The sequence below is a fragment of the Lyngbya confervoides BDU141951 genome, assembly GCF_000817775.3.
In the GTDB taxonomy this organism is placed as follows: Bacteria; Cyanobacteriota; Cyanobacteriia; order Thermosynechococcales; family Thermosynechococcaceae; genus Lyngbya; species Lyngbya confervoides.
Genome location: NZ_JTHE03000039.1, coordinates 1 through 11,391 on the forward strand (window position 1 = coordinate 1; position 11,391 = coordinate 11,391).

The window sequence follows — 11,391 nt, forward strand, 5'->3', positions numbered from 1 at the left end:
TGGCACGAAAATTACAATGGTGCGCCTACAGATGGCAGTGTCTGGGAATCGGGGAGTGAAGAAAGACGTGTCCTGCGGGGCGGCTCCTGGGACTACGGTCCGTGGTTCTGCCGTTCGGCGAATCGCTACAGGTTTGTTCCGGGCGGTCGGGACCTCAACGGCGGTTTTCGGTTGGCGTTGTCTGCTTCGAGGGTCTCCTAGCCCTTTGCTCTCTTGCCTTTTTACCCTTTTCCCAGTACATATTGATTTCATGAAATATACTGATGTGCAACGATAGGAGGCAATGATTAACAAATTCTCCTTTCACGCGTCAGCGCGATCGCAATAGGGAACAAGCATGGTTTTAGATCATTGCCGAATTGCCTTAGCCATATAATCAGCCCAGACCTGAGCCGCACGACTGCTTTCTGAATTGGTCGCCTCCCCAGAGTCATTCCCGAGCCAAACGCCAGTCACCCATTGTTGCTGTGGAAGAAAGCCAATAAACCACAAATCTCGGCGATCGTCCGTTGTGCCCGTTTTACCAGCCACGCTGACCCCAGCGAGCGTGGCATTGGTGCCAGTTCCTTCATCAACGACCTGCTGTAGCATCTGAGTCAAAGCCTGAGTGTCCTCTAGCTGAATCTTTTGTTGCTGGGCTTGGGGTTCCAAATCACTCTTATAGATTACGGTACAGCTTTCCACCTGCTGATTATCCGTACAACGGTTGCTGTCTTGGATTTGAGCGATAGTGTGGGCTCGGACGAGTTTGCCTCCGTTGGCGATCGCTGTGTATGCACGGGTCATCTCCAAAAGGGTGACCTCACTTTGCCCAAGGATTACCCCTGGAGTCTGTTCCAATGCCGAACTAACCCCTAGGCGTTTCGCCGTTTCGAGAACCGTGGGGATTGTCACCTTCTGAGCCAGCCGCAAAGCGATGGGATTTTCCGAGAGAGCGAACCCCTGTGCTACAGAAATAGAACCTTGGGCACCTGCTCGCTGACAAGGATCATAGGATTGCCCCTGCCAGACAAGAGCTGCACAGGAAAAGCGATCGCTAGGTTCAATTCCCTTTTCCAAGGCAGCCAAATAGGTAAAGAGCTTAAAAGTTGATCCAGGTTGTCGTTGTGCATCGATTGCTCGATTGAAACTACCTGGGGAATAGTTTCTGCCGCCTACCATCGCCAAGATACCTCCCGTCTGGGCGTCCAGGGTTAATATAGCCCCCTGGTCAAACCGTTCAGGAATGCCGTGCTGTGCCAAAGCCCGCTCTAGACTGGCGGTCGCTTCTCGTTGTAGCGGATAGTCCAGGGTGGAAGAAATGACGAAATTTCCTTCATCAGCCTTCATGGCTAGCAGTTTTGGAAACTCGCGATAGAGGGTGTAATCGGTAAGGTAGGGAGCCTTTTGAACCGCATCGAGGTTGCGACAAAAGTCTGGACTGGGTTGGATGGGTGTCCGGGTCGCATTCACCGCCTCTTGAGCCTTGATCCGGCCTTGATCCGCCATGCGTTCAATCACGCGATCGCGGGCATTCTTAAGTTCTTGATGGACCGAAGAATCACGATCGCACATCCCGTAGGCAAACCGATTGGGCTGGGGAAGGAGCGTCACCAGGGTTGCCGCCTCTTGCAGATTTGTCTGCCCCAAGGGCTTACCAAAATATATCGGGGCAGCATCTAAAAAGCCGTAGATGCGATCGCCCAGGTAAATATTGTTTAGGTAGGCTAGCAGGACAAAATCTTTGCTGTGAAAGATCTCTAGCTTCAGGGCGACCAACGCCTCCCGAATTTTGCGTGTGAGAGTAAACTCACTGCCACCCACGTAGGGAAATAAACTGCGGGCAACCTGCTGGGTTAGGGTGCTGGCTCCCTGAACCTGGCCGGAGCCCCGTAGTGCAATTGCTCGGGTAATCCCAAGGGGATCAACCCCTGGATGCCAGTAAAATCGGCTGTCTTCGGAAGCCAGGAGGGCATCGCGCACCGCTTGAGGAAAATCTTTGAGGCGCTGGGAGTTCCGGTGCTTAAATTCGGGGCTAAAGGTCAACGGATTGAACAGCTCCTCCCCTCCGCGAGCCAGGACAACCGTGGGTTTGAGATTCAGTTCTGGGAGACGACTGACATTGGGAAGAATCGGGGTCAGGAAAAGCAGACCCAAGCCCAGGGCGATCGCAATAGCAGCATAGGCGCTCCCCTTCTCCAGTCGATGGGGTAACGGAGCTGGATATTCATACGTGAGAGTAACGACATCGGCCAATCGGGGATCAGCGAGCGAGAGTTTATCGCCAGGTTTGAGGAAATGCTCCTTGACTTGCTGACCGCGGTAGTACAGTCCATAGCGGGAGTTTTCGTCCAGGATCTTGTAATTACCGGACTCTGTTCGATGCAGAGAAAAATGCTGCCCACTCACGGAAGTGTGCTTAATTTGAATCTGACTCTGGTTGGGATCGCGACCAAAGAAATAAGACTGGCGAAGCAGGGGGTAGGTGGAGCGTTTTTTGTCAGACTGCGGGTTTTCAACAATGAGTTTAGGAACGCTGGCAAAGGGTTTGAGTTTTGGAACCACACTCCACAGTCGAGTCATAGACTGCCGAATATTTGGAATTGTCGTTCGATAGAAGCGGCTGAGGGAATGAGTTGGCCAAGTCTCAACCCAGCGCACTAATTTTTTCAGTCGAGTTGCCAGCCAGCGTTGAACGGTCCGGATCAACCTGCTCATGCTCAATCAGTTACCATACAAGACCCTATAGGCCGATATTTTACGCGAGAAATCTTAAAGGTGTCGGAAAACTTAACATCTAGAATCACAGGACGAGGCTTTGCTAGAATACAATGAAATTTTGATTCCAGTCGGGAATGGTTATGACGACAGTGCCCCTGGACGAGCGAGTTCAATGTGTAGTTCGCAGCGAAGTCAATCAGCGTCCCAATAACGAAGACAGTGTCCAGGTGCTTTCTCTTCCAGGGCAAGGGATGAATGGTCCGCTATATCTCCTCAGTATTGCGGATGGAATGGGAGGGCATGCCCATGGAGAGGATGTGAGTCAGGAAGGTCTGCGAAAAATTAGTGGAACCCTGCTAGAGGAATTGCTGATTCGGCCCAGTATCAACCCGAAAGGCCCGCTTCCTCCCCGAACTACTGCCCAAATAGAAGCAGCCGTTTACTCGGCGATAACCCAGGCGAACACTTTTCTCAAACGGATGATCAGCAGTAATAATTGGGGCGTTGCTGGCGCGACCCTAGTCTTAGCTTTAGTCAGTCATGATCGGGCTTGGGTGAGCAATCTGGGCGATAGCCCCTTATATCATTGGCAGGGAACAACAGGAGAATTAAGACAGATTACGGAAGACCATACTGTGACGAATGCCTTACTAAAAGGGGGACAAATCAGTCCAGAAGTGGCAGAACATCATTCTTACAAAAACGTGTTGGAACTCTATCTGGGTTGTGATGAGCTGCCTGACCCGTTGCCCTTTTACGAGATACCGCTTGCGGTGGGCGATCGCCTCTTACTTTGTTCCGATGGAGTCAATGGAGATTTGAGTGACGAGACCATTGGGTCCATCCTAGAAAATCAAGCTCCTTTGGAAGAAATCGCTGAACAACTCATCCAGGCCGCCCGAGCTGCGGACAGCAAGGACAACCAAACGCTAGTTTTATGGCAGCATCCAGTACATACCAGACATGATGCGGAAACGATCAGGGAAGCCCATCAAGGTCTGTCCTCTAATCGTACCCTCATGCAACCAAGTTAGGTATAAGGAGACACTGTGACCGAACCGCTTGAGCTCATGCCCTCGGGTCGTATCCCAGTCGAGATGGGTGATATTACTGAGATTGAGCTGTTAGAACTGCTGGGAACCGGGGCCTTTGGGAGCGTTTGGAAAGTCCGTGATCCCAAAACCAATCAACTCTATGCTCTCAAGGTGATCCAGGATCTGGAGCCCGACAGTGTCCTGTGCGATCGGGTCAAATTGGAAGCAGACGTTATGATTGATTCGCCCTATATCGTTCCGTCAGTTGGGCTGTATCAGTGGGATGCGGCAACTTACCTGATTTTATTTGAATATTATCAAGCCAGGTCCCTGGACGATTGGCTTGAGTCTAGGGAGTTGACGCTGGAACAGAAACGAGAAATATTTCAACAGTTGCTTTGGGGAGTCCGAGATGCCCATCGAAATAACATTATTCATCGGGATCTCAAACCCAATAACATTTTGGTCAACCCTGCTTGTGCGCTCAAGATTATTGATTTTGGGATTTCCAAATTTCGGGGAAAAGGGATTACTCGTACTGGAGAGATTATGGGGACGCCCCCCTACCTGCCGCCAGAAGCGATTATTGAAGGCTCAATACTGGCCGACGCCCGCACCGATATCTATGCTATCGGTCATATTCTATATGAGCTAGAAATGGGTCAACATTTCTGGCAACGGCAGGGCTGGAATCGACTTGAGCATTTTTTCAATGGTTATCTTAAGCGTAAACCGGAGCCTACAGAAGCCATTGATCTGAGGGATTTTAGCGGCGAGATATATCCAAATAGTCAGGAAGCGATCGCGTTGATGGTCAAGATCCAGGTAGAGGAACGCATTGATAGCATTGACGCAATTTTAGACCTGCTCAATATCAGGGAACTCGAGCCGACCGAAATCATTGAGCCTAAGTTCACGTTGGGTTTCCCGATGCTATGGGTTGAGTCAGGGACGAATCGGAATGCTTGTCTACCCCTCGACTTAGCGGAAGGAGAAACTCGAATTATTGGTCGAGGAGATATTGCTGGCAATGATGTGAGTATTAGTCGTAGACATTTGCTGGTCTCACGCAATGGCAAACAATACAGTGCTGGCGATAATGGAAGCACCAATGGAACTTTACATAGCGGTCGGGTTCTCCCCAAAGGTCAAACCGTTCTGCTTAAGCACGGCGATCGCTTGAAGTTAGGGGATGTGTTTCTACGAGTTGAATTCAGTGAGGAGAGTTAATGATGGCAAAAAATTGTCTAGATTGTGGTGCAGCCAATGCCGATGCGGCCAAATTTTGTAATGAGTGCGGTCTGAAGTTTGAGGAGGAGGTCACAGGCGAAACAGTAAAGCAGACGCAGCCTGTATCGATTGCCGAGAAGCTGAACGCCAAGATGGAGGCGTTTGCTGCCCAGCGATCGCAAGCTAAGGCGGATATTCTGTTTGTCCTAGACTGCACTGGCAGTATGCAGGGTGAGATTGATGCGATACGCGACGCGATTGTTAGTGTGGTAGAAGCAATAGAAGAGGATGGAGTCGAGTCGCGCGTCGGGTTGTTAGAGTTTCGCGATCGCCTTTATGGAGAGGAGCATCGAGTGTTGACCTTTGATGGAGAGGTATTTACGAAAGATGCGAAAAGTTTTCAGGCGCAGGTGGGGAAGCTGAAGGCTGGGGGTGGGGGCGATCGCCCGGAAAGTAGCTTAGATGCTTTGCTCTACGCCACCCAGCAGCCCTTTGAGCCGGAGGCAAAGAAAGTGATTGTGTTGATCACCGATGCGCCGCCTCATATCCCAGATCGAGAGGTGCAGAGCGTTGATGAAGTTCTGAATGCCTTTCACCAAGCTGGAATTCACCAATTTTATCCCGTGATGCACACTCAAGATGAGGAGAGCAAAGTGTATCTTCGGTTGTTTACAGGTCGTAAAGGTTTAGCTTTTGAGCTTGGAAAAGGAGAAGATTTTCGAGCCAGGGCAGAGCACTTCAAACGAACGTTAATCTCCTTACAGAAAACCATTTCTCAAGCCACGATGGGAGCTTAACTTTCAGGTTTAGCGTTTACGAGGGGATTAATCGCATGAATTGATGAGAAGCGATTGAAGTCTCGATCTGCAGTCCACAACTCTGTCACCCCATGTTGCTGGCAAAGGGCTGCAATGCGAGCATCGTGAACTTTGGGTCCAAGAATGCGCCCCTTTGATAACAAGGGTTCAAGAGACTCCCAGTACCCTGCACTTTCACTCAGCAAAACCAAGGTGGGCACTTCTAACCAGCAGTTCACCTGCTCAATCGCATCGTTTAACGGAGTAGGAGGATCATAGATACGCGGATGGGTGGCGATTGCCAAAAATTCGTGCAGACAGGGCCAGGGAATTGCCCAGGGATTGCCAGATTCTGCTAGCCCTGTCAAACAACGATCTGCAGGCTGATGCCATTCTGAATCTGCGCGATGGGCGTACACGAGGATGTTGGTATCAACAGCGATCACCCACCCCGGCCCTCATAAATGTGCTCCCGAATCTCGGTCCAATGCCCTTCCCTTAAAGGAGGTTTGATGCCCTGCCCGCCAAAGGAATGTTTGCGCAGCGTGAAAGCACCTTGAGGCTCTGAGTTGTCATCTAAAAACTGTCGCAGGGCCATTTCTAAAATACTTTTGAAGGTTTGCTGACGCTGCGAGGCTAACGTCTTAGCCCTCACCATCAGAGCATCATTGAGTTCAACCGTAGTTTTCATATGGGTACCCACATTAAGCTAACAATAAGAATGGGTTGTTATCACGATAACATAGTTTCTATTCTCCCGGCCTTCATTCTGTAAGATAAAGTGACTCCGAGCGTCCCATTGGAGCCCTATGCGCTGTATCAATTGTAGAACCTCTGAAATATCGGCAAGTCTACCTACTTGTCCCGTCTGTGGCGTTCTTTTTGAAGATCTGTATCGAGATTTATTAGCACCGGGGGTGACTCTTGCTGGGGGCGAGTACCGAATTGAAGAGGTTTTGGGCAGAGGTGGGTTTGGCGTTACCTATCGGGCCTATTCAAGAGGCTTTGATAGCTCAGTAGCGATTAAGGAATATTATCCCCAGGACTACGCGCGTCGAGAAGGCCGGACCGGTCACCTCATCTATCGCACCAGTGATTATAAAGAACCCTACGATCGCTGGATGAATCGGTTTAAGCGTGAAGGGCGCGTGTTATTTCGGCTGATTCATCCCAACATTGTGCGGGTCCTCAATCTGTTTGAGGAGAACAACACGGTCTACCTAGTGATGACACTCCTGGAGGGTCGAACGCTGAAGGATGAGTTGGCGATCGCGAAAGCAGCGGGAAGCGGCTTGTCCGAAGCTCGTGTTGTAGAAATTATGAACGTCTTGGTTTCAGCATTAGATGAAGTTCATCGTCAAGATCCACCGCTGTATCACCTGGATATTAAGCCGGATAACGTCATGCTGACTGATGAAGGCCGGGTTGTCCTGATTGATTTTGGGGCAGCGCGGCGAGAGCAGACGGAAAGCAGTACGATTGCGCGGACTGAGGACTATGCCCCCCCTGAATTGATGATTGCCGGAGAGATTGGCAGTGCCAGCGATATCTACGAGCTAGGGATGGTACTGCATGAAATGTTAGCGGGTCAGCTCCCGCCTGGAGCCTTGAGTCGGGTACTAGGGAAATCGAAGAGCTGGGAACCGTCGCTCAAGGAGCCATGGCAATCGATGGTGAGCGCGGCGCTTCGATTGGAGATTTCCGAGCGACCGCGAAATGTCAGTGCCTGGTGGAGTCGATATGAGCGGTATACGACCGTGCAGACGGCTCATTTGCCCTCTAGGGAATCGATAAAATCAGAGGCGATCAAGATCGAAGAGATTGAAGAACAGCTCGATATCCGTCAAGACCTATGGTTAACATCCTATGAGATGAAGGAAGGAGTCCGTAAAAGCATTGAGCTGGGTGATGGTTCGGTCGTCGTCAAAATTCCTAAAGGTGTAAAGTCTGGCCAATTACTACGGTTAAAGGCAAAAGGACAATTCAGTCGTCGAGGGCCTGAACGAGGGGATTTGTATTTGAAGGTTTTAGAGAGAAAAGAAGAAAGCGCCGGGAAGCCAGGTCTAGCGCATCAACAGTTTAGGTTTGAGGTTGTCACGCTGAATCGCGATGGAGCAATCAAAGAAGGCATCAATCATACGGCTGAAGCCTACGTTGAACGGCTCAAGACAGGTATTGAGCTAGAAATGGTGTGGATACCCGGTGGACGTTTCACCATGGGATCGCCCTCGGGAGAACTAGAGCGAACGGATGCTGAGGGGCCACAACATGAAGTAAACGTGCCTGGCTTTTATTTAGGCCGTTACCCGGTGACCCAAGCCCAATGGGAGGCGGTGATGGGGAGTAACCCCTCCGCCTTCAAGGGAGCCAATCGCCCTGTGGAGAGCGTGAGCTGGAACGACGCGATCGCGTTTTGTGAGAAGCTATCGAATCAAAGGGGGCGAGCCTATCGATTACCGAGTGAAGCGGAATGGGAATATGCTTGTCGAGCAGGAACGACGACCCCGTTTTACTTTGGAGCAACGCTCAGTCCAACATTTGCCAATTACAATGGCAACTACAGCTATGGTTCTGGGCCCAAGGGAGAATACCGCGAGCAGACAACGGAGGTTGGAATTTTCCCGCCCAATGGGTTTGGCTTGTACGACATGCATGGAAACGCCTGGGAATGGTGTCAAGATCGTTGGCATGATAATTACAACGGAGCGCCGAGTGATGGGAGCGCCTGGGAATCGGGGAGTGGAGAAAGGCGTGTCCTGCGTGGCGGCTCCTGGGTCTACGATCCGGGGAGCTGCCGTTCGGCGGATCGCGACAGGAATGTTCCGGGCGTTCGGTACGACTTCTACGGTTTTCGGTTGGCGATGTCTGCTTCGAGGAACTCCTAGCCCTTTGCTCTCTTGCCTTTTTACCCTTTTTCCACTACAAAATGATTTTTGTCGTTTCCTCTCTGCGCCTGTTATCGGTAATGATAAGCATCTTTTTCCTTTCGCGCGTTAGCGTGATGACCTACGGTCGGTCTTCGACCATACATTTTCAGCTTGCTCCCGCGATAGTCTCCGACCGGTATTAAGCGATCGCCCCTACCCCACTAGCACGTCTCCTCGGTAAAAATCCCCCTGCTTCTCCAGCCGGAATCCCCCGAGGAGCAGTGCCATCCAGACCATCACCGGACTGAGCGCCGTCCCTCGAATCACCTCGAGCAACTCAGATCGCCCATCAAGCGCCTCCAAGCACGATCGCACTAGGGCAATCCAAGCTGAAACATCCTCATCGTAGGGCATCTGAGCGATCGCCGGTTCTTGCTGAATCTCCGAGTCTTCCAGCAGCTCCAGCAGGTCATCTTTCGACATTGCAGAAACCAGGGAGTGACTGAAACCCTCGGATTGATTGGGCAATCGAAAGGTGGGATCCGGGTCTGTGATCAGGTCTTCCAGCTCCAGGCTAAAGCTCTGCCGCACCAAGTCTGCAAAATCGTCCGATTCCAGGCTGGGACCCGTAGGGTCATACCGCTGCTGCCACTCCTCAAAATAGGATTCCGCTCGCAGGGCCAACAACTCCGCAAGCTGTTGAATGGCCTCAGCCCCCTGCTGCATTTTCTCTTTGGCACTCATCCGCTCCAACTCTGCATCGAAGCACAGCAAAAGCTGCTGGAAGGCGATCGCCGTAGGTGCAGCCTCAGCTTCTTTGAGTTGGTCCCAGAGGTTAAGTTCGAGTTGGAGCATTGCTATCCCCCAGCCCTGTGCAACGGACAATCCTCAATCCGACATGTGTCCGGCCCATGTTCCACCTGAGCCTCAAACTTGTCAATCTCTTGCCCCACATGCTCAGAGAGCGATTGCAGCACGTCGCGCATGTATTGCTTGACCTGCATCGCAGTCCAGCCCAGGGTATGCACCGGCTCCACCACGATCGCCTTCTCCCCATTTCGGAGCAGCTCCGCACCGATGGCGTGAAGCGGCGCAGTCTTGTTCTGCCGCCAGAGATGAACGATGGCCGCCACTGACTCCGGCACCGGCACCGCGATCACCTGGGTCGTCATCGATCCCCCAGTGGCAGTCAAGCCCTCAGCCTCTACAGGAGATCCCTCCTGAGTCATCCGATATTGCTTGCGGCGCTGTCGATTTCGCAAATCCCGCGTTTTGTAATTGGATCGCCGAACGTGGCACTTTTGGCCCTCCCAGCAATCCTTGGCCTGGGCCACCTCCACAGATTGCTGGGCGCAGCGGCGGCATTTTTCGGAAGTAGGACGAGCCATGATGTTCAACTGCAGCTATGAATTCCAGAGCCAATCCAAGCTCAGTTGGAATCCTGGCAATACGGTTTCATCTGAGATCGCCTCAGGCTTCTCTAGAGTCTTAACTGGCTGGTCTTGCTGATAGACCTCAACCGTTTGGTTCTCAGGATTAATGAGCCACCCCAGGCGAACCCCCGCCGTCAGGTACTCCGCCATTTTTTCTCGTGTGGCGTAGAGGCTATCGGTTGGGGATAGGAGTTCCAACACAAAATCAGGCGCGATCGGTGGGAACTTGCGCCGGTCCTCCGCTGAAAGAGCTTTCCAGCGCGACTTCTCAACCCAAGACACATCCGGTGAGCGATCGCCCCCACCGGAGGCCTTCATTCTGAAACAGGTTGACGAGTCAAAAACTTCCCCCAGTCCACAATTCTCATTCCAGACCACGAAACGCGAAGTCAGTTTGGAGTTAATGCGTCCAGTCTCACCACCAGTAGGAGGCATAATCACAAGTTCTCCTTTGGGTGAGCGCTCTAATTTGATTTCAGGATTTGCGGCACAGAGCTGGTCAAACTGAGCATCGCTGAGTGTTGCAATGGGTGATAGATCAAGGGTGACGGCAGTCATCGCAACCTTTTCAGGAGATCTAAGAACGTTCCAGGATTATACCACGGCTTGTTTGTCAAAGTTTAGTCAAAGTCAAGATAATGGGTCTTTTCTGCCTAGTATACGGAAAGCGCCATTGACGTATACTTGGGTTTAGAAATATGACCTACATAATCTGACTATGGTTGAATATTGCTCACTCCTGAACTAGAAGGGATCATCCTGTGAACGAGGATGCTGGGTCAAATGAAAGGCCACTACTCCGTATCACTTTTAGACCAGACATACTGTTGACAAGTCCGATGGGCTTCCTTTGAGACCTTATCAACCCGATCGCTACGTGAAAGATGTTGGCATGCGATTTGTAGCCATCCTGTCCAAGGCCACTGACTCCAGAGTCTGACGGTCTGGTCAGAACTGCCACTGACGATGGACTGGCCATCGGGACTGAAGGCCACGGACCAGACCCAGTCCTCATGGCCCTGGAAGGGTTTTCCAATCGGGTTGCCATCGAGGTCCCACAGCCGCACGGTCTGGTCAGAACTGCCACTGACGATGGACTGGCCATCGGGACTGAAGGCCACGGACCAGACCCAGTCCTCATGGCCCTGGAAGGGTTTTCCAATCGGGTTGCCATCGAGGTCCCACAGCCGCACGGTCTGGTCAGAACTGCCACTGACGATGGACTGGCCATCGGGACTGAAGGCCACGGACCAGACCCAGTCCTCATGGCCCTGGAAGGGTTTTCCAATCGGGTTGCCATCGAGGTCCCACAGCCGCACGGTCTGGTCAG

12 protein-coding genes are annotated in these 11,391 nt (G+C 51.8%); 5 read left to right on the plus strand and 7 right to left on the minus strand.

What is annotated here, in order from left to right; all coding sequences use genetic code 11:
* A partial coding sequence (locus QQ91_RS06085) for a formylglycine-generating enzyme family protein (protein WP_166281113.1) occupies positions 1-201 on the plus strand: 201 nt, incomplete at its 5' end.
* 147 nt (positions 202-348) lie between these two features.
* On the opposite strand, the gene QQ91_RS06090 is transcribed toward QQ91_RS06085, so the two are convergent.
* Positions 349-2,697 carry a transglycosylase domain-containing protein gene (locus tag QQ91_RS06090; protein ID WP_166281115.1) on the minus strand — a complete coding sequence of 783 codons (2,349 nt, stop codon included), beginning with the start codon at positions 2,695-2,697 and terminating at the stop codon, positions 349-351.
* A 143-nt stretch (positions 2,698-2,840) separates the two neighbouring features.
* On the opposite strand from QQ91_RS06090, the gene QQ91_RS06095 reads away from it, so the two are divergent.
* The 3 genes from QQ91_RS06095 to QQ91_RS06105 are packed head-to-tail and all read left to right on the plus strand — an operon-like array spanning position 2,841 to position 5,761.
* Complete coding sequence (locus QQ91_RS06095; RefSeq protein ID WP_166281117.1) at positions 2,841-3,734, plus strand: PP2C family protein-serine/threonine phosphatase; 894 nt, start codon at positions 2,841-2,843, stop codon at positions 3,732-3,734.
* A 15-nt stretch (positions 3,735-3,749) separates the two neighbouring features.
* Positions 3,750-4,964, plus strand: a complete 1,215-nt coding sequence (locus tag QQ91_RS06100; protein ID WP_166281119.1) for an FHA domain-containing serine/threonine-protein kinase — start codon at positions 3,750-3,752, stop codon at positions 4,962-4,964.
* Positions 4,964-5,761: a VWA domain-containing protein gene (locus QQ91_RS06105; RefSeq protein WP_201277353.1), complete on the plus strand. Its 798-nt coding sequence runs from the start codon at positions 4,964-4,966 to the stop codon at positions 5,759-5,761. Before QQ91_RS06100 ends, QQ91_RS06105 begins: the two co-directional genes overlap by 1 nt.
* Here the strand turns inward: QQ91_RS06105 and QQ91_RS06110 are convergent.
* Together QQ91_RS06110 and QQ91_RS06115 are read right to left on the minus strand one after the other, a co-directional pair.
* Complete coding sequence (locus QQ91_RS06110; RefSeq protein WP_166281121.1) at positions 5,758-6,207, minus strand: type II toxin-antitoxin system VapC family toxin; 450 nt, start codon at positions 6,205-6,207, stop codon at positions 5,758-5,760. The two genes, QQ91_RS06105 and QQ91_RS06110, sit on opposite strands and share 4 nt — an antisense overlap.
* Positions 6,204-6,452 carry a DUF2191 domain-containing protein gene (locus QQ91_RS06115; RefSeq protein WP_166281123.1) on the minus strand — a complete coding sequence of 83 codons (249 nt, stop codon included), beginning with the start codon at positions 6,450-6,452 and terminating at the stop codon, positions 6,204-6,206. Before QQ91_RS06115 ends, QQ91_RS06110 begins: the two co-directional genes overlap by 4 nt.
* Positions 6,453-6,570: 118 nt before the next feature.
* Here QQ91_RS06115 and QQ91_RS06120 point away from each other — a divergent pair, with 118 nt between their 5' ends.
* Positions 6,571-8,646 (plus strand): SUMF1/EgtB/PvdO family nonheme iron enzyme, encoded by a 2,076-nt coding sequence (locus QQ91_RS06120; RefSeq protein ID WP_250833272.1) that lies wholly within the window; start codon positions 6,571-6,573, stop codon positions 8,644-8,646.
* A gap of 195 nt (positions 8,647-8,841) precedes the next feature.
* Here QQ91_RS06120 and QQ91_RS06125 read toward each other — a convergent pair whose 3' ends face one another.
* From QQ91_RS06125 to QQ91_RS06140, 4 genes are all read right to left on the minus strand, one after another.
* Positions 8,842-9,483 (minus strand): hypothetical protein, encoded by a 642-nt coding sequence (locus tag QQ91_RS06125; protein ID WP_166281125.1) that lies wholly within the window; start codon positions 9,481-9,483, stop codon positions 8,842-8,844.
* A 2-nt stretch (positions 9,484-9,485) separates the two neighbouring features.
* Positions 9,486-10,016 carry a hypothetical protein gene (locus tag QQ91_RS06130; protein ID WP_166281126.1) on the minus strand — a complete coding sequence of 177 codons (531 nt, stop codon included), beginning with the start codon at positions 10,014-10,016 and terminating at the stop codon, positions 9,486-9,488.
* 15 nt (positions 10,017-10,031) lie between these two features.
* Positions 10,032-10,619 carry a Uma2 family endonuclease gene (locus QQ91_RS06135; RefSeq protein ID WP_166281128.1) on the minus strand — a complete coding sequence of 196 codons (588 nt, stop codon included), beginning with the start codon at positions 10,617-10,619 and terminating at the stop codon, positions 10,032-10,034.
* Between the two features lie 236 nt (positions 10,620-10,855).
* A partial coding sequence (locus QQ91_RS06140; protein ID WP_166281130.1) for a WD40 repeat domain-containing protein occupies positions 10,856-11,391 on the minus strand: 536 nt, incomplete at its 5' end.

What these genes read in the sequence shown, in the direction of transcription:
- QQ91_RS06130 (WP_166281126.1), bottom strand. Translation starts at nt 10,016, where the DNA reads ATGGCTCGTCCTACTTCCGAAAAATGCCGCCGCTGCGCCCAGCAATCT.
- QQ91_RS06115 (WP_166281123.1), bottom strand. Translation starts at nt 6,452, where the DNA reads ATGAAAACTACGGTTGAACTCAATGATGCTCTGATGGTGAGGGCTAAG.
- QQ91_RS06090 (WP_166281115.1), bottom strand. Translation starts at nt 2,697, where the DNA reads ATGAGCAGGTTGATCCGGACCGTTCAACGCTGGCTGGCAACTCGACTG.
- QQ91_RS06125 (WP_166281125.1), bottom strand. Translation starts at nt 9,483, where the DNA reads ATGCTCCAACTCGAACTTAACCTCTGGGACCAACTCAAAGAAGCTGAG.
- QQ91_RS06095 (WP_166281117.1), top strand. Translation starts at nt 2,841, where the DNA reads ATGACGACAGTGCCCCTGGACGAGCGAGTTCAATGTGTAGTTCGCAGC.
- QQ91_RS06120 (WP_250833272.1), top strand. Translation starts at nt 6,571, where the DNA reads ATGCGCTGTATCAATTGTAGAACCTCTGAAATATCGGCAAGTCTACCT.
- QQ91_RS06135 (WP_166281128.1), bottom strand. Translation starts at nt 10,619, where the DNA reads ATGACTGCCGTCACCCTTGATCTATCACCCATTGCAACACTCAGCGAT.
- QQ91_RS06105 (WP_201277353.1), top strand. Translation starts at nt 4,964, where the DNA reads ATGATGGCAAAAAATTGTCTAGATTGTGGTGCAGCCAATGCCGATGCG.